Below are 15,670 nucleotides of genomic sequence, written 5' to 3' on the forward strand. Positions count from 1 at the left end.
CTGAGGGCCGCCGGAGGCGGCGTCTCGAAGGATCAGGGAGAGATTTATGAGCCAGCCCCTCAGGATGAGGGCGAGATTGATCGACCAGACTTTGAGGCCGGGCCAACGCCCGGCCTTTTGTTCGTCCGGCGGCGGCGCGCTTCGACATCAGCCCGCACCTTGACAAAGAAGCCGGCTAAGTTTCCCATCGCATCGTCTTTCGTGACGACAAGAGGCACGGCACAGGAATGCCGGCCTCAAGGAGGAAACTTATGCGACTCTCATGGATGGGCCTTGCCCTGACTGCGGCGGTCTGCGCCGCGCCCTTCGCGGCGCAGGCTCAGGCGCCGATCACCATCTATTGCTCCATTCTCGAAGAGCAGTGCCGCGTCGGCGTCGCCGCCTTCGAGAAGGCGACCGGCGCCAAGGCAACGATGGTGCGCAAGAGCACCGGCGAGACCCTGGCGCAAATCCGGGCGGAAGCCGCCAACCCGCGCGCCGATATCTGGTGGGGCGGACCGGGCGATTCCCACATCCAGGCGGCCGAGGAAGGGCTGACGGTGGAATACAAGTCGCCGAAACTTCCTGAGCTGCACGACTGGGCGCAACGCTTTGCGGAACAATCGGGCTATCGGGCGACAGGCACCTATCTCGGCGCGCTCGGCATCGGCTACAACACGAAGGTGCTCCAGAGCCGCGGGCTTCCCGAGCCCAAATGCTGGGCCGATCTGCTCGATCCGAAATACCGCGACGAGGTGCAGGTCTCGGATCCGAACTCGTCCGGCACTGCCTATGTCTTCCTGGCCTCGCTCGTGCAGCTGATGGGTGAGGACAAGGCCTTCGACTACCTGAAGAGCCTGCACAGGAACGTCAATCAGTACACCAAGTCGGGCGCTGCTCCCGTCAAGGCCGTGGCGCTCGGCGAGACGGGGATCGCCATCGCCTTCATGCACGACATGGTGACGATGATCGCCGACGGAGCGCCCGTCAAAACCCTCGCGCCCTGCGAGGGCACCGGCTACGAAACGGGCTCGATCTCGGTTGTGAAGGGCGGCAAGAATATCGAAACGGCTCAGAAGTTCGTGGACTGGGCCCTCTCGGCCGACGCACAGAAGCTCGTCGGCGCGGACCTGAAGATCTACTCGATCGCATCCAACAAGAACGCCCCCGTCTCAGCCGATGCACCGAAGCTGTCCGAGATGAAGCTGATCAATTACGACACCGCCAAATACGGCTCCGTCGCCGAACGCACACGACTGCTCAAAAAATGGGATGCCGAGATCAAGTCGGCTCCCAAGTAGAGCCACACTACCGAGCCGGCCCGTTCGGGCCGGCTCATTGTCGGCTTTCGTCCTCTGCACTGCAGGACGTCAAACCTTCAGAGCGGAATCGTCGCGGCGATGCGGCTCGACGAAACTCCGGCCTCAGCCAGGCCCGAGCCGAACGTGACGCTGCCACCACGGGACCTCGCGAGCGTTGCGATCATGCGCATGCCGAGCCCGCGCCCATCCTTCGCCGCATCGAAATCCTTCGGGAAACCCTTGCCCTCGTCCTCGACGCTGATTTCCAGGCAGGCATCGGTCTTCGCCAGCCGCACCTTGATGTTTCCCGATCCGTATTTGATCGAGTTCGTGACTGCCTCCGTGGTGATGAGACCGAGCGCGACGAGCACGTCCGCCTTCAGGGTCAGCGGGGGCATCTCTCCGGGATCCAGGATGATCGGCCGCTGGTATGTCTCGCCCAGCGAGCTGCGCAGATCCGTCATGACCCCTTCGATGTAAGGCTGAACCTCCCCTTCCACGACGGAGCTGTCCTGCTGGAGACGCGAATGGAGAATGCCGATGGTTCCGATGCGGGCCGAGGCTTCGCTCAACTGAATTTTGACCGCCTCGTTGTCGGAGCCGCGGGCTTGAAGGTTCAGCATGCTGCGAACCAGCTGCAGGCTGTTGGCGACGCGATGATGCACCTCGCGCATCAGGAGTTCCTTCTCCGCCAGAAGCTTCTCGCGCTCGGCTTCCCATCGCCGCCGCTCGGTCACATCCCGCGCTATGACCATGGCGGCCTTCGGCGCGAGCCAGGGCATATGCCTCGCAGCAACTTCGACCTCAACCTCCGACCCGTCGAGACGATGCCATGTCTCGTCGACCAGCGGCGCATAGCCTGTCCGATGCATCTGATGGATGCGCTCTTCCACGAAGCTTCGAGAGCGCGCCGCCACGAACTCCAGGATCGGATAGCCGATGACCTCATCCATGGAATGGGCGCCGACGAGATGGGCGGTCGCGAGATTGGCGAGGACGACCACCTCGCCGTCATGAACGATCAAAGCATCGGGACTTAGCTCGATCAGCGTGCGGCAGTTCTGATCGTTCAGCTCCGCGAAAGGGCTGCTGGCTTTCTGTCGGCCAGAGAGCAAAGCAGTCTGCATGGAACGCCCCCTTACTCTACGACCTTTCCTTGGGATCGCTTCACGTCTCGGAGCGCTTTTTAAATGGCGCGGATGAAACGTTACCTGAATATTTACCTGATCTGAACTATTGTTTCAGGGAGGATCGAGCCGATACCCCCGATTTTCCTGTCGGGAAGCCGACACAACGATTACTTCTGTCGCGGCTCTTTCAAGTCCTCCCCGGCTGTCACCAGTTGCCCCGTCCGTTTGGCTTTCACCGCCTCCAGAAGGGCCAGGGCCGCGTTGCGCACCTCGTCCTGAATCGCCCGATCCCGGTCGAGTTCCTCATGGCTCGTCGCGTAAGGCTGCCAGTAGCCGATATAGCGGTCGATCTCCGCCGCTGTCCCGGCCGGCACGAGATCCATGGCGCGCAGCCAGTCGGACAGGCTGCGGCGGACGCTTTCCGCGCCCTCGGTATCGCCGTGCACGACGACGGAGAACAGCCGGCCGGCAAGATGCTTGGGGTAATCCCAACCCTTCAGTTCCATCTCCTTGGCGATATCCGTCTTCTTGCCCTGCGTCGATGTCGGATCCGGGTTGCCGCCATCGGCGCAGACGAGCCGATCCATCATCAGCTTCAGGGGCGACGTCACCTGATACCAATTGACCGGCGTAACGATCATGACGCCGTGCGCCGCGACCCAGCTGGGATAGATCTCGTTCATCCAATCGTGCGTCTGCCCGAGCGAGTAGTTCGGATAGCAGGAGCACGGCCAATGACACAGAGCCGCCGCGGTCGAGAAGCAGGCCTTGCAAGGATGGATGTGGCGCCCGTACTCCGCCGCGAGGCGGCTCAGCTCGAGCACCTCGACTTCCGTGTTCTCCGCGTTTGCGAGAACCTCTTTGGCGATCTCCACCAGGCGATAGCTTTTCGACATCTCGCCGGGACAGGTATGCTCGCTGCGCGACGAAGCCGAGACTAGCAGGAAGCGGGCCGGGCCGCTCGGATCCTCGTGTCGTGTCTGCGCAAGGTCGATCGCGTCTTTTGCAGCGATCCAGTCGACGGCGAGATCGTAATCCGGATCGGCGAAGCCCGGGCCGGCCTTGCGGGTCTTCGGGCTCTTGCGGTGATGGCTGTAGGCATCCCAGGCCGCATCGGCAATGCGCTTGAGCTCGCTTCCCAGCGGCTCGTAGGCCGGATCCTGGAACTGCTGCAGAAACCGCCTGCGGAACTCAGCCTCGTCGAGGGTCGGGTCGGGCGTGCCCTTCCGCGCGTCTGGAATGTGCAAGAAGAGCTCCTATGTGAGAGTGGCCGGCCGTTAAGCTTGCAACGCAGGGTGTCCATGCCGGTTCCGGCATGGCGCCGGCCTCGCCCAGTCACTATCTGCTAATCCCGCGTCATCGCGACCGTTCTGCCGCAACTTCCATGGAGCAGCCTATGTCGACCATTCCCACGATCCGCCTGAACGACGGCAATGCGATGCCGCAACTGGGCTACGGCGTCTGGCGGGTGACCAACGAGGAAGCCGCGAGCACGGTCGGCGAAGCGATCAAAGCGGGCTACCGCTCGATCGATACCGCGTCCATCTACGGCAACGAGGAGGGCGTCGGAGAAGCCATTGCGGCAGCCCCCGTGTCCCGTGACGAACTCTTCATCACCACCAAGGTCTGGAACGACCGTCACGGCTACGACGAGACGCTGCGCGCTTTCGACGAGAGCCTTGCCCGCCTCAAGCTCGACAATGTCGATCTCTACCTCATCCACTGGCCGGTGGCGGGCAGCGAAGCCTATCGCGACACCTGGCGCGCGCTGATCAAGCTGAAGGAAGAGGGCCGCGCGAAATCGATCGGCGTGTCGAACTTCATGATTCCGAACCTGCAGCGGTTGATCGACGAGACCGGCGTGACGCCGTCCGTCAACCAGATCGAGCTGCATCCGTTCTTCCAGCAGAAGGAGCTGCGGGCGTTCCACAAGGCGAACGGAATCGCGACGGAATCCTGGAGCCCGCTCGGACAAGGCACGCTTTTCGAGAACGAGGCAATCGCCGGAATCGCGCGCAAGCACGGCAGGACGCCGGCGCAGGTGATCCTTCGCTGGCATCTGGACCAGGGCCTCATCGCAATTCCGAAATCCGTGACGCCTTCGCGCATCCGCGAGAATCTCGACGTGTTCGGCTTCAAGCTCGATGCGGAGGACGTGAGCGCGATCGAGCGGCTCGACGATGCGGGCGGCCGCGTCGGCCCCAACCCGGCCGTCTTCGCCTGACGGCGACGGCTACGAACGACTCTTCGCGGCGTCGTTCGTAGCCTCGAACTGCTTGTAGATCGTCTCGGCGATGGGCAGGAGCTCTCCGCGGTCGACCTTCGCCGTGACTACATAGGACAACCCGTTGTCGATCCAGGAGAAGGCGGAGACGCCATCCTGCGTTTCGAACCGGAATGCCGTGTGCGGTTCACTTCCGCCCGAGCGCGTATAAAGCGTCAGGCGGCCGCCGGCGGCATTCTCGTACATGAAGAGCGCCGCGGCCTCGTTGCCCGCGGGCAGGAGCCGCCCGCCGATGAGCCGGTAGCCCTGGGGATTGAGGTTCGGTGCCACGAGCGGCTTGCCGACCCGGCGCGACAGCCACTGCACGAGATGGGCTTCCTGATCGGCGGCCACCTCGACCGGATGCAGCCGCTCGCTCACATAGATGCGGTGGGCGGCGATGGCCGTGCCAGCGGCATTCGCCATCTCGTCCTGCCCGCGCGACGCGGAAGCCCACCACACGCCCCCGAAACCGCCCAGAACGCCGCCGATCGCGAGCCAGGCGATTGCCGCGGCAACGGCTGGACGAACCATCGGCGCACGGCGCCGGGATGCGAGGATGTTGGCGACCCGCAGGCGCGAGGGAACGGGCTCCTGCGCCTTGAAGGCCAGCCTCGCGCGCAGGGCGTCGCGCAGCTCGATCTCGCGCTCCACCTGTTCGGCAAGGGACGGCTGGTCCGCCAGATAGACCTTGATCGCCTCGAACCGGGCGGACGGGAGCCTGCCGTCGACGAAGGCCTGCAGGTCGTCCTCTCCGATGGGTCGCTCGCCCGTCACTTCACTCTCCTCAAGACGGCACTACGCCCGTTATCCATGAAATCCCTCAAGCGTGCCCGCGCCCGGCTCAGGCGCGACATCACGGTGCCGATGGGAACGTCCAGCACCTTTGCGGCCTGCTCGTAGGACAGGTCCTCGACGCCGACCAGGAGCAGGATCGAGCGCTGCTCCTCAGGCAGCGCGTCGAGGCCCATCAGAATGTCGCGCAACCCGGCATGACTTTCCGGGCTGATGCCGGGCGCCGGAAGATCGTTCAGGGCCTCGTCGCTCACATGGGCGCCGCGCGAGCGGCGCTGGCGCAGGCCGTTGAGGAACAGGTTGCGCTGAATGGCGAAAAGCCAGGCCCTCAGGTCCCCGTCGCGACGCTGGCCCCAGCGGCCGATGGCCCGTTCCAGGGTATCCTGGACGAGATCGTCCGCGCCCTCGTCATCCCGCAGCAGGGCCCAGGCATAGCGTCTCAATGCCGGAATCTGCGGTTCGAGAAGGGAGGCGATCTCGTCCAAGGTCTGTCCTCGGTTGCCGACCCATTCAACGACGGGCCGCCAGCCTCTGCAAGGCCGATATTCTACGGCATCGCGATGTGCCAGACATTGTTGACGCCATCGCCCGTGACCTCGCCCGGCTTGGTGTCCTTCACCCAGAGATAGAGCGGCTTGCTCTTGTAGGCCCATTGCTTGGACCCGTCGTCGCGGGTGACGACGCTCCAGTCGCCGGAGGCCGCAGCACCTGCAGCCGCCATCAGCGGCGGCCAGTTCTGGGCGCATTGGCCGTTGCAGGCCGACTTGCCGCCCGCGTCACGGTCGAAGGTGTAGAGCGTCATGCCCTTGGCATCGACGAGAGCCTTGCCCTTGCTCGTATCCGCCACCTTCGCGGGAGCCGCCGTTTGAGCGAACGCGACGGATGCCGCGACGAGGGCTCCGGCCAGGATGACGGGGCGTAGTAACTCTTTCATGGGTATCCTCCTGAGGTCGATTGTGACCGCTTCCAAAAGACACCCGGCAGGGAGCCCTATTCCCTCCCCCATGAGAATTCTTTCGCGCCCTCACCGTCCGCTGGCGTTGAAGCCCGCCACAGGGTCGAGGGGCTCGCGCAGTTCGATCCGATGGCGGCCGTTGTCCTGGATCTGGGCCGTCCGGTAGGTGCCGTCGAGCTCATCCTCGGGAAGCTGGAGAATGTCGACGCCGGTGCGGCGCAGGCGGGCGACCTCCCGGTCCACGTCGGGAACGAGGATGCTGACGACAGGCGCCCTCGTGGGCTGAACGGCGGCCGTGCTGTCGGGCTCCGGCTGCAGGACGTGGTCCGTCTCGTTGATCTCCAGAAGGAAGCCGCTTCGCTCCAGAACGGCCCGCCGCCCAGGAACGAGGCTCTGGCTGCCGATCAGCCGGAAGCCCAGATTGTCCCGGTACCATTGCACGCTCTCGTCGAAGTCCGGCGTCCGGATCGAGGCCGAGCTCGGCCGGGGTTCGGAGGCGGCATAGGCCGTCGCCGCGGTCAGCGCGAGGCCGGAGAGGGCAAGCTGCGCCACCAGGAAAGCGCGCGGCAGGATCCGCCGCCCCATCGACAAGAATGATCGCCCTGCTGTCACGGTCCAATCCTCGCTTAGCGGCATGATTCTTAGCCGTATACACATGAACGCCTATCGGGGCGGTTTGTTTTCTGTGCAGGGGAGCCTTCCCGCTACCGCAACGAAAAAGCCCCGGATTTCTCCGGGGCTTCTTTAATTTTCAGGCTGTCGTGCGTGGACTTAGAAGTCCATGCCGCCACTCAAGCCCGGCTTGCCGGACTTGAGCTTTCCAAGTGATGGGCGGCCTTTCTTGGACTTCTTAGAAGTCCATGCCGCCCATGCCGCCCATGCCGCCGCCTGGCATCGCCGGAGCGCTCTCGCGCTTCGGAGCCTCGGCAACCATGGCCTCGGTGGTGACCAGCAGGCCAGCCACAGACGCCGCGTCCTGCAGAGCCGTGCGGACGACCTTGGCCGGATCGACGATGCCGGCCTGGAGCATGTCCACGAACTCTTCCGTCTGGGCGTTGAAGCCGTAGGTGTCGGACTTCGTGTTGTCGTTGATCTTGCCGACAACGATCGAGCCTTCGACGCCGGCGTTCTCGGCGATCTGACGGAGCGGAGCCTCCAGAGCGCGCAGGACGATCTTGATGCCGGCCTGGACGTCCGGGTTGTCGGTCGTGAGCTTCGCAACCGCAGCCTTGGCGCGCAGCAGAGCCGTGCCGCCGCCGGGAACGATGCCCTCTTCCACCGCAGCGCGGGTGGCGTTCAGAGCGTCGTCAACGCGGTCCTTCTTCTCCTTCACCTCGATCTCGGTCGCGCCGCCGACGCGGATCACCGCGACGCCGCCTGCGAGCTTGGCCAGGCGCTCCTGGAGCTTCTCACGGTCGTAGTCCGAGGTGGTCTCCTCGATCTGCGCCTTGATCTGCGACACGCGGGCCTCGATGTCGGCCTTCTGGCCGGCGCCGTCGATGATCGTGGTGTTTTCCTTCTCGATGCGGACGCGCTTGGCGCGGCCGAGCATCGGCAGGGACACGGTCTCGAGCTTGATGCCGAGGTCTTCGGAGATCGTCTGGCCGGCGGTGAGGACGGCGATGTCCTCGAGCATGGCCTTGCGGCGGTCGCCGAAGCCCGGAGCCTTCACGGCAGCGATCTTCAAGCCGCCACGCAGCTTGTTGACCACGAGGGTGGCGAGAGCCTCGCCTTCCACGTCCTCAGCAATGATGAGGAGCGGCTTGCCGGTCTGAACGACAGCCTCGAGGATCGGCAGCATGGGCTGGAGCGAGGAGAGCTTCTTCTCGTGGATGAGGATGTAGGGATCCTCGAGCTCGGCCACCATCTTCTCGGCATTGGTGATGAAGTACGGCGAGAGGTAGCCGCGGTCGAACTGCATGCCCTCGACCACGTCGAGCTCGGTCTCGGCGGTCTTGGCTTCCTCGACGGTGATGACACCCTCGTTGCCGACCTTCTGCATGGCATGGGCGATCATCTCGCCGATGTCCTTGTCGCCGTTGGCGGAAATCGTGCCGACCTGGGCAACCTCGTCGGAGGACTTCACCTTCTTGGCGCGGGACTGGATGTCCTTCACCGCCTCGGCGGTGGCAAGATCGATGCCGCGCTTGAGGTCCATCGGGTTCATGCCGGCGGCAACCGCCTTGGCGCCCTCGCGGACGATGGCCTGAGCCAGAACCGTCGCGGTGGTGGTGCCGTCACCGGCGATGTCGTTGGTCTTCGAGGCCACTTCGCGCACCATCTGGGCGCCCATGTTCTCGAACTTGTCGGCGAGCTCGATCTCCTTGGCCACGGTGACGCCGTCCTTGGTGATGCGCGGAGCGCCGAAGGACTTCTCGATCACCACGTTGCGGCCCTTGGGACCCAGCGTGACCTTCACGGCATCGGCGAGGATATCGACGCCGCGCAGCATCTTGTCGCGAGCATCGGAGGAGAACTTAACGTCTTTGGCAGCCATGGGCTTTGCCTCCAGGTATGTTCAAAAAATTCAGGAAAGGGCTTTTTGGCGAACTTACTTCGCGACGACGCCCATGATGTCGGATTCCTTCATGATCAGGAGATCCTGGCCATCGATACGCACCTCGGTGCCGGACCACTTGCCGAAGAGCACGCGGTCGCCGGCCTTCACGTCGAGGGCGACGACCTTGCCGCTCTCGTCACGGGCGCCGGGGCCGACGGCGACGATCTCGCCCTCTTGCGGCTTCTCCTTGGCGGTGTCCGGGATGATGATGCCGCCGGCCGTCTTCTCTTCGGCTTCGATGCGGCGGACGACGACGCGGTCGTGCAGCGGACGGAACTTCATGGAACTTCCCCTTTGACTGTTGGTACGGCCCCTCTGGCCGTATCCAGGTCTTGACGGCTGTTAGCACTGTCCGTTGACGAGTGCTAACGCTCGCCGCGAGATAGTCATAGGCGCGCGGGGAGTCAAGACATCCGACTCATCATCGGCGCGATCGGACAGCCTTGACGCCTCCTAAAGGCGGGTCATGATCGTTTCATGACCGACCTGGAAGCCATCGGCAGAACCTGCTTTGCCCTCCATGCCCGCATGACGGCCAGGCTTCTGAGCCGGACCTACGAGGCGGCCTTACGCCCGCTCGGGTTGAAACTGCCGCAATTCGGCATTCTCGGGGCTATCGGCCATGGAGCGACGATGGGGGCGACAGCCTCCGAGACAGTCCTCGCGGAGAGGCTCGGCCTGGAGCGGACGACCCTCGTTCGGAACCTGAAAATCCTCGCCCAGAACGGCTGGATCGAGCCTATTGCGGGCAATGGTCGCAGTCAGCGGCACAGGCTGACCCCATCCGGGCAAGCCATTCTGGAAGCCGCCATTCCGCTCTGGCAGCAGGCGCAGGACCGGCTCGAGGCGAGGCTCAACGGCACGGATGCCGAGGAGGCGCGTCGGGCGATGCGCGCCCTGCGGAAGGCGACTTATCCTTCATCCGTGAAAGCCTAAACCAGGGAACGCTTCTCCATCTCCCGACTAGATCCTCGGCACAGTGATCATGACCTTTTGGCGAGTGGCTCGAGAGGGCCGGGTTTGGGATAGGCGCGGCCCATTTTGGCCCGGGCCTTTTCGGTCGTGAACATCCAGGTGATGCGTGCGCCGGCGGCGTTACGCTCGCGCTCCCAGGCAGCGATTTCCCGCTCGAGCTCCTCGCGCGTGTCAATACGCCGATCCAGGCACTGGCCCTTGAGCACCCCAATCTCGATCTCGACCATGTTCAACCAACTCGCATGCTTGGGGGTGTAGTGGAACTCCAGATGCTGCAGGAGGCGATGCGCCTCGTCAGGCGGGAAAGCCTGGTAGAGCGAACCGGGCGTGTGCGTCGACAGGTTGTCCATCACGACCCGGATCCGCTCGGCCTGCGGAAAGTCGACATCTACAAGTTCGCGCATGCACCGGGCGAAGTCGCATGCCGTGCGTTGCTCGCTGACCTTGACCCGGCGCCAGGGCCGATGCGCGTCAAGGACTACGAACAGGTTCACCGTACCACAGCGGCGATACTCATAATCGACCCGCTCGATCTGCCTGGGCGTGGCCGGGAGCGGCTGACGCGTCTCGCCGATGAGCTGGACTGGGCTCTCATCAAAGCAAACCACCGGGTGCTGCGGATCGGACGGCTCGGCGTAGAGATCAAGCACGTCCTCCATGCGGGCGACGTATTCGCCATCAATCTTCGGAACGCACCACATCTTCTGCCGCCAGGGCTTGAGCGCGTTCTCGCAGAGTCGCCGGCGCAGCGTCTCCCGCGACAGGCTCTCATGTTGGGTGAGCCGCACGATCTCGCCGGCCAAGAGTTCCAGCGTCCAGCGGGCCCGGCCCGCGGGCGGCTTTGCGCAGGCGGTTGCCACCAGCAGCGCCTCCTCCGGGCCTGAGAGCTTGCGGGCGGCGCCGGGACGGGGCTCCTCGCTGAGGGCCCGCTCCAGGTTGCCCTCCACGAAGCGGCGCTTGGTCCGATACACGGTCGCGCCGCCGACCGCGATACTTTGGGCAATCGTCTCGTCTGGCACGCCAGCATCGGCCGCCAGCAGGATCTGCGCGCGCTTGAGCGTGCGAGCGGCCTGCTTGCCGCCGCTGAGCATCGCCTGGAGGTTGGCACGCTCGGCCTCGCTCAGCTCAACCCGGTAGCATATGTTCATCTCGGCCTCCCGCATGAGAGACCCAGCTGAATCAGCCGATGAATCGAGCGTGTGGCGAATGTCTGAGAAAAGCTTCACTGACAGGCAGGGCCAGTACCTGGCCTTCATTGATGCCTACACCCGCGTCCATGGCCGTCCCCCGGCCGAAACCGACATGCAGAGCCATTTCCAGGTCACTCCGCCTTCCGTGCACCAGATGATCCTGACCTTGGAACGCGCCGGCTTGATCCGCCGTCAGCCCGGAGTGGCGCGAAGTATCGAGGTGTTGGTCGCCCCCGAATGCCTGCCCCTCCTCCGCCATCCCCAACCCGTCAAATCCTCTGGGCCGAGGATCTAGGAGGGGGTAAGAACCATTGCACTACGTCTCAACCCGGCATACTGTGTATATGCACAGATGGAGATCGCAATGCTCGAGCGGGTGCACGGAATCGTATCGCGGGACGTTCTGACGGCCGAGCCGGGGCTGGCCTTCCTGAGCAGCATGCTCGAGGGCCGCCATCCGGCCCCACCCTTCTCGCGTGCGACCCATGTCTACATGACCCATGTGGAGGAAGGCCGGGTGATCTTCGAAGGCGAGCCGACGGAGGCTTTCTTCAACCCGCTCGGCACCATCCATGGCGGCTGGACCTCCGCCATCCTCGACAGCGCCATGGCCTGCGCGGTCCACACCACCCTCCTTGCCGGCCAGGGCTATACGACGGTGGAGATGAAGCTCAACTTCGTCCGGCCGATCCTGCCCAACATGGGCAAGGTGACCTGCGAAGGCACCCTCATCCATCGCGGCGGGACGCTGGCCACGTCGGAGGGCAAGCTCTTCGACGCCAAGGGCAGGCTTCTGGCCCATGGCACCGAGACCTGCATGATCTTCGACGCGGCCGCCCGCAAAGCGGCTTAACGCCTGGACGTCAGCATGGCAGCGGCGACGATGAGGATGCCGCCGCCGAGCGTCGCCCAGGTCGGGATCTCGCTGAACACCCCATAGCCGATCAGGACCGCCCAGATCAGGGCGGTGTATTCGAGCGGGGCGAGCCGCGCCGCCTCGGACTTGGCATAGGCGGTCGCCATGAGCATATGGCCGATCACCCCGAGGACACCCATGAGCAGGAACCAGGTCAGATGGGCGTAGTCCAGAGGCTGCCAGACCCAGAATCCGAAGGGCGCGACCAGGATGAAAGGCCCGAAATTCTGGAAGATGACGATGTGCAGGAACTTGTCGCGCTGGGCGCGCTGACGCAGCAGGACGAGGCTCAACGCATAGGTGATCGCGGAGAGCAAAGCCGCGCCGACGCCCATCCATGAGCGGGCCGCGCCGGCATTCTCCGTCTGGCCGAGCACCACGACCAGAGTTCCGGCGAACCCGATGGCGATAGCGCCGACGATCCGGGCATCGACCCTCTCGCGCAACAGCAGCATCCCGAACAGGGCGATGAACATTGGCGACAGGAAGGAGAGGACGAGAGTCTCGGCCAAAGGAAGCTGGCCCAGGGCATAGAAGAAGCTTACCGCCGTCACGACCGCGATCACGGAGCGGAGCGAGTTGGCGGCCACTGTCTCGCGGCTCGGCCATCCCGGCCTCAGCACCGCAACGACGCAGGTGACGACAAGAGAACCGCAGGCGAAGCGCAGGAGCGCGACCTGGAGGGTCGGGTAATAGGCGGACATCCCCTTGATGAACGCATCCATGATGGACAGAACCGCGATGCCCGCGGCCGCCCGCAGGGCGGGACCGAATTTCATGATGTCACGACGATATGAGGGCGGCGTCCCGGGATGGGCGCCGTCGAGGTCACGGCTCTTACCGCACTTTCTTCAAGGCTTCATCCCTCTTTTCGAAGGATCGACAGGAAAGCGCTCCTTCGCGTTCAAGCATAAATTCCAGAGCTTGGCGGAAACAAAAGCCGCGCTTGTCGTTTATTCTGCAAAACACCTAGACAGGACACTTCGATGCGCGCTTGGACCTCTTGCTCCGCACTGCTTCTGGCCATTCTCCTGCCTGCCGCTGCGTCCGCACAGCCGGTCGCCAGGAACGGCGGCTTCTACGGCAATACCTATATTTCTCCGGGCTACGACTATCCCTATGCCCGGACCGAAGACGGCTATAGGGAGAGCTATCCGCTCGTGACCCGCCCGGCCGCGCCGGCATATCGGGGCCAGCGCGTCGCCGGCTATCCCTACGACGTGAGCACCACGGGCAGCGTTGCGACGTTGCCGCAGGATTACGGCACGGGCTACGACCACAGCATCGATTATGCGATCTCGCCGGAGTTCCAGCGCCAGATCGTGGCCTATCGCGGCACTGAACGGCCCGGCACGATCGTCGTCGATACCAGCAACAAGTTCCTCTATCTCGTGCAGGACGGCGGCCGCGCGATCCGCTACGGCATCGGCGTCGGCCGCGAAGGCTTCGAATGGAGCGGCCGCCAGACCGTATCCATGAAGCGCGAATGGCCGTCCTGGCGTCCGCCGGCCGAGATGATCCGCCGCCGTCCTGACCTTCCCCGGTTCATGGAAGGCGGCCCGGACAATCCGCTCGGCGCCCGCGCTCTCTATCTCGGCTCCTCGCTCTACCGCATCCACGGCACCAACGAGCCGCACACCATCGGACAGGCCGTCTCCTCCGGCTGCATCCGCATGCTCAACGATGACGTGACCGATCTCTACAGCCGCGTGCGGGTCGGAACGACCGTGCTCGTGATCTGATCGAAGCACACGAAAAGTCATCAGCGTCTGCGATGGCCGGGCTCGTCCCGGCCATCGGCTTTTGAGAATCGCATTCGGTCCGGTGTAAGGCAGCAGCCTCTCAGGTGAGTGCAGCCATGAATTACGTTTATCTCTTCACCGCCATCCTCTGCGAGGTCGTCGCCACCTCGGCGCTCAAGGCGGCCGAGGGCTTTTCCCGCTTCTGGCCGTCGGTGATCGTGATCGTCGGCTATGGGCTCGCCTTCTTCTGCCTCTCGCTGACCATGCGCAGCATTCCTATCGGCATCGCCTATGCGATCTGGTCGGGCGTCGGCATCGTGCTGATCGCGGCCGCCGGCTTCGTGCTCTACCGCCAGCCGCTGGACCTGCCTGCCCTGATCGGCCTGGCGCTCATCCTGGCCGGTGTGCTGGTGATCAACCTGTTCTCGAAGACCGCCGGCCATTGAACGCAAGAACGCCCGCCGAACGGCGGGCGTTTCCGTGAGCGGACGAAGGATCGTCAGGCCCAGTCGCCCTCGTCTCCGCCATCCCCAGCAAAGTCGTCAAAATCTTGATTGTCTTCCTGCTGATCCTGGTTCCCATAGAGGGAATCCGTGATGCCGGCGTTGTCGGCATCGGCCGCCTGATCTGCACCGCCGGTATCGGCCAGGGCCGTTTTGTCGCCTGCCGGATCGTCTTTTCCATCGAAAGCGTGGCTCAGGGCGTTGGCGAGCATCACGCCGCCCGCAACGCCGGCCGCCGTCGAGAGCGCGGTGCCGAGGAACCCGCCCCCGCCGCCGCGCTGCATCATGCCGCCGCCCCAGGGGCCGCCGGGCGCGCCACCCATCCTGCCGTCCTGCGGAGGATATGGGGCTTGCGACGGGTGCGGCTGGCCCCACGGCGAGGCCTGCCGGGCGGGCGGCGCGTTATAGGCGGGGCCAGGCGGACGGGAGGCGCCGCCGCCGAAGATGCTGGAGAGGAAGCCGCCGGATGGCGGCTGGCGGCTCGCCTGTTCGAGTTCGGCGCGCAGCTGCTCGTTCTCGGCCTGGAGATTGGTGAGCGCCTGTTCCTGAACGAAGACCGCCTGCGCCATGGCATAGGGCGCATAGGGCTGCTGGCGCAGCTTCTCGGCGATGAAGCGCTCGGCCTCCGGATCGCGCGGCTGGTTCGCCACCTGCTCGAGGCGTCGGAAGATATCGTCGATGACCTGGCGTTCCTGCTCGTTCATGCCTGCCTCCTTCAAGATTCATTGGAGGAAGATGTAAGCACGGGCCGTGCTTTTGTTAGGGGCGCACAAGACCCGCCTGACGCATATTCGCGAGCGCCTGCGGTGCGATGCTCTCAAGGTCGAAACGCGCGCGCCATTCGGCGCCATGCACCTCCCGCAGGTCCGGCCGGAGGACATCGTCCCCATCCGCCCTGACCACATAGCGGATATCGTGATGCCAATGCTCGGGCTCGTCCCGATCCGGCCGCGCCGGAATGCGGTGGCTGTCGATGTCGATGGGCAGGCCGGTCGTGCCATGCCATGGGTCGATCGCCAGCCCCTGCATCCCCGTTTCCTCCACCGCCTCGCGCAGGGCCGAGCCCGCCAGATCCTCAGGCGCCTCGTAATGGCCGCCCGGCTGCAGCCAGCGTCCGAGGGAGCGGTGATGGATGAGCAGGATCCGCTGCCCTTCGCGGTCGAGGATGAACGCGGACGTCGTCACATGGCCGGGAAAGGTGCGGCGGGAATGGATGTCGTCCCCGCCCGCGATCTGACGGCGCAGAAGCGCGTGCCGCCCTGCCGGCACGCCGAAGGTTTTCGCATGCCCCTCGAGGATCGTTGCGACATGGCGGCGGAAGGCGGCCGGGTCGAAGCCGGAAGACGAGACGTCCAAGGCCG

At 64.6% G+C, this 15,670-nt stretch carries 19 protein-coding genes; 7 read left to right on the forward strand and 12 right to left on the reverse strand.

Annotation, left to right across the window (positions count from 1 at the left end; all coding sequences use genetic code 11):
- Positions 1–251 precede the first annotated feature (251 nt).
- Positions 252–1,280: an ABC transporter substrate-binding protein gene (locus BB934_RS06875; RefSeq protein ID WP_099508971.1), complete on the forward strand. Its 1,029-nt coding sequence runs from the start codon at positions 252–254 to the stop codon at positions 1,278–1,280.
- Positions 1,281–1,357: 77 nt separating this feature from the next.
- On the opposite strand, the gene BB934_RS06880 is transcribed toward BB934_RS06875, so the two are convergent.
- Both BB934_RS06880 and BB934_RS06885 read right to left on the reverse strand, forming a co-directional pair.
- Positions 1,358–2,407 (reverse strand): sensor histidine kinase, encoded by a 1,050-nt coding sequence (locus BB934_RS06880; protein WP_099508972.1) that lies wholly within the window; start codon positions 2,405–2,407, stop codon positions 1,358–1,360.
- Positions 2,408–2,577: 170 nt separating this feature from the next.
- Positions 2,578–3,657 (reverse strand): flavodoxin family protein, encoded by a 1,080-nt coding sequence (locus tag BB934_RS06885; protein ID WP_099508973.1) that lies wholly within the window; start codon positions 3,655–3,657, stop codon positions 2,578–2,580.
- Positions 3,658–3,806: 149 nt separating this feature from the next.
- Between BB934_RS06885 and BB934_RS06890 the strand changes: the two genes are divergently transcribed.
- Positions 3,807–4,634: an aldo/keto reductase gene (locus BB934_RS06890; RefSeq protein ID WP_099508974.1), complete on the forward strand. Its 828-nt coding sequence runs from the start codon at positions 3,807–3,809 to the stop codon at positions 4,632–4,634.
- 9 nt (positions 4,635–4,643) lie between these two features.
- Here the strand turns inward: BB934_RS06890 and BB934_RS06895 are convergent, their stop codons facing one another.
- The 6 genes from BB934_RS06895 to groES form a co-directional block, all read right to left on the reverse strand.
- Positions 4,644–5,450, reverse strand: coding sequence for an anti-sigma factor family protein (locus BB934_RS06895; RefSeq protein ID WP_099508975.1), 807 nt, complete (start codon positions 5,448–5,450; stop codon positions 4,644–4,646).
- Positions 5,447–5,953, reverse strand: coding sequence for a sigma-70 family RNA polymerase sigma factor (locus BB934_RS06900; RefSeq protein WP_099508976.1), 507 nt, complete (start codon positions 5,951–5,953; stop codon positions 5,447–5,449). Before BB934_RS06900 ends, BB934_RS06895 begins: the two co-directional genes overlap by 4 nt.
- 62 nt (positions 5,954–6,015) lie before the next feature.
- Complete coding sequence (locus BB934_RS06905; RefSeq protein WP_099508977.1) at positions 6,016–6,402, reverse strand: COG4315 family predicted lipoprotein; 387 nt, start codon at positions 6,400–6,402, stop codon at positions 6,016–6,018.
- A 90-nt stretch (positions 6,403–6,492) separates the two neighbouring features.
- The gene (locus tag BB934_RS06910; protein ID WP_157934068.1) at positions 6,493–7,035 is read right to left on the reverse strand and encodes a VOC family protein; all 543 of its coding nucleotides are present in this window, start codon (positions 7,033–7,035) and stop codon (positions 6,493–6,495) included.
- 238 nt (positions 7,036–7,273) lie between these two features.
- A complete protein-coding gene (gene groL / locus BB934_RS06915) occupies positions 7,274–8,920 on the reverse strand; it encodes a chaperonin GroEL (protein WP_099508979.1) in 1,647 nt (548 codons plus the stop codon).
- Between the two features lie 54 nt (positions 8,921–8,974).
- Entirely contained in the window at positions 8,975–9,265 is a 291-nt protein-coding gene (gene groES, locus BB934_RS06920) for a co-chaperone GroES (protein WP_036357429.1), read from the reverse strand.
- Between the two features lie 195 nt (positions 9,266–9,460).
- On the opposite strand from groES, the gene BB934_RS06925 reads away from it, so the two are divergent.
- Positions 9,461–9,919 carry a MarR family winged helix-turn-helix transcriptional regulator gene (locus BB934_RS06925; RefSeq protein WP_099508980.1) on the forward strand — a complete coding sequence of 153 codons (459 nt, stop codon included), beginning with the start codon at positions 9,461–9,463 and terminating at the stop codon, positions 9,917–9,919.
- Between the two features lie 47 nt (positions 9,920–9,966).
- On the opposite strand, the gene BB934_RS06930 is transcribed toward BB934_RS06925, so the two are convergent.
- Positions 9,967–11,106 carry an IS630 family transposase gene (locus BB934_RS06930; protein ID WP_099508981.1) on the reverse strand — a complete coding sequence of 380 codons (1,140 nt, stop codon included), beginning with the start codon at positions 11,104–11,106 and terminating at the stop codon, positions 9,967–9,969.
- A 58-nt stretch (positions 11,107–11,164) separates the two neighbouring features.
- On the opposite strand from BB934_RS06930, the gene BB934_RS06935 reads away from it, so the two are divergent.
- Both BB934_RS06935 and BB934_RS06940 read left to right on the forward strand, forming a co-directional pair.
- A complete protein-coding gene (locus BB934_RS06935) occupies positions 11,165–11,443 on the forward strand; it encodes a LexA family protein (protein WP_099508982.1) in 279 nt (92 codons plus the stop codon).
- A gap of 69 nt (positions 11,444–11,512) precedes the next feature.
- Positions 11,513–12,001 carry a PaaI family thioesterase gene (locus tag BB934_RS06940; RefSeq protein WP_237050208.1) on the forward strand — a complete coding sequence of 163 codons (489 nt, stop codon included), beginning with the start codon at positions 11,513–11,515 and terminating at the stop codon, positions 11,999–12,001.
- Here the strand turns inward: BB934_RS06940 and BB934_RS06945 are convergent.
- Positions 11,998–12,843 carry a DMT family transporter gene (locus tag BB934_RS06945; RefSeq protein ID WP_099508984.1) on the reverse strand — a complete coding sequence of 282 codons (846 nt, stop codon included), beginning with the start codon at positions 12,841–12,843 and terminating at the stop codon, positions 11,998–12,000. The genes BB934_RS06940 and BB934_RS06945 overlap by 4 nt on opposite strands.
- 207 nt (positions 12,844–13,050) lie before the next feature.
- Here BB934_RS06945 and BB934_RS06950 point away from each other — a divergent pair, with 207 nt between their 5' ends.
- Entirely contained in the window at positions 13,051–13,806 is a 756-nt protein-coding gene (locus BB934_RS06950) for a L,D-transpeptidase (RefSeq protein WP_099508985.1), read from the forward strand.
- A gap of 116 nt (positions 13,807–13,922) precedes the next feature.
- On the forward strand, positions 13,923–14,252 hold the full coding sequence (locus tag BB934_RS06955; protein ID WP_099508986.1) for a DMT family transporter: 330 nt from the start codon (positions 13,923–13,925) through the stop codon (positions 14,250–14,252).
- A 53-nt stretch (positions 14,253–14,305) separates the two neighbouring features.
- Here BB934_RS06955 and BB934_RS06960 read toward each other — a convergent pair whose 3' ends face one another.
- Entirely contained in the window at positions 14,306–15,013 is a 708-nt protein-coding gene (locus BB934_RS06960; RefSeq protein WP_099508987.1) for a DUF2076 domain-containing protein, read from the reverse strand.
- Positions 15,014–15,068: 55 nt separating this feature from the next.
- Positions 15,069–15,665 (reverse strand): NUDIX hydrolase, encoded by a 597-nt coding sequence (locus BB934_RS06965; RefSeq protein WP_210422137.1) that lies wholly within the window; start codon positions 15,663–15,665, stop codon positions 15,069–15,071.
- Positions 15,666–15,670: the final 5 nt, after the last annotated feature.

Source organism: Microvirga ossetica (assembly GCF_002741015.1).
Lineage (GTDB): Bacteria > Pseudomonadota > Alphaproteobacteria > Rhizobiales > Beijerinckiaceae > Microvirga > Microvirga ossetica.

What these genes read in the sequence shown, in the direction of transcription:
- BB934_RS06875 (WP_099508971.1), top strand. Translation starts at nt 252, where the DNA reads ATGCGACTCTCATGGATGGGCCTTGCCCTGACTGCGGCGGTCTGCGCC.
- BB934_RS06880 (WP_099508972.1), bottom strand. Translation starts at nt 2,407, where the DNA reads ATGCAGACTGCTTTGCTCTCTGGCCGACAGAAAGCCAGCAGCCCTTTC.
- BB934_RS06890 (WP_099508974.1), top strand. Translation starts at nt 3,807, where the DNA reads ATGTCGACCATTCCCACGATCCGCCTGAACGACGGCAATGCGATGCCG.
- BB934_RS06905 (WP_099508977.1), bottom strand. Translation starts at nt 6,402, where the DNA reads ATGAAAGAGTTACTACGCCCCGTCATCCTGGCCGGAGCCCTCGTCGCG.
- groL (WP_099508979.1), bottom strand. Translation starts at nt 8,920, where the DNA reads ATGGCTGCCAAAGACGTTAAGTTCTCCTCCGATGCTCGCGACAAGATG.
- groES (WP_036357429.1), bottom strand. Translation starts at nt 9,265, where the DNA reads ATGAAGTTCCGTCCGCTGCACGACCGCGTCGTCGTCCGCCGCATCGAA.
- BB934_RS06925 (WP_099508980.1), top strand. Translation starts at nt 9,461, where the DNA reads ATGACCGACCTGGAAGCCATCGGCAGAACCTGCTTTGCCCTCCATGCC.
- BB934_RS06930 (WP_099508981.1), bottom strand. Translation starts at nt 11,106, where the DNA reads ATGAACATATGCTACCGGGTTGAGCTGAGCGAGGCCGAGCGTGCCAAC.
- BB934_RS06935 (WP_099508982.1), top strand. Translation starts at nt 11,165, where the DNA reads ATGTCTGAGAAAAGCTTCACTGACAGGCAGGGCCAGTACCTGGCCTTC.
- BB934_RS06940 (WP_237050208.1), top strand. Translation starts at nt 11,513, where the DNA reads ATGCTCGAGCGGGTGCACGGAATCGTATCGCGGGACGTTCTGACGGCC.
- BB934_RS06945 (WP_099508984.1), bottom strand. Translation starts at nt 12,843, where the DNA reads ATGAAATTCGGTCCCGCCCTGCGGGCGGCCGCGGGCATCGCGGTTCTG.
- BB934_RS06950 (WP_099508985.1), top strand. Translation starts at nt 13,051, where the DNA reads ATGCGCGCTTGGACCTCTTGCTCCGCACTGCTTCTGGCCATTCTCCTG.
- BB934_RS06955 (WP_099508986.1), top strand. Translation starts at nt 13,923, where the DNA reads ATGAATTACGTTTATCTCTTCACCGCCATCCTCTGCGAGGTCGTCGCC.
- BB934_RS06960 (WP_099508987.1), bottom strand. Translation starts at nt 15,013, where the DNA reads ATGAACGAGCAGGAACGCCAGGTCATCGACGATATCTTCCGACGCCTC.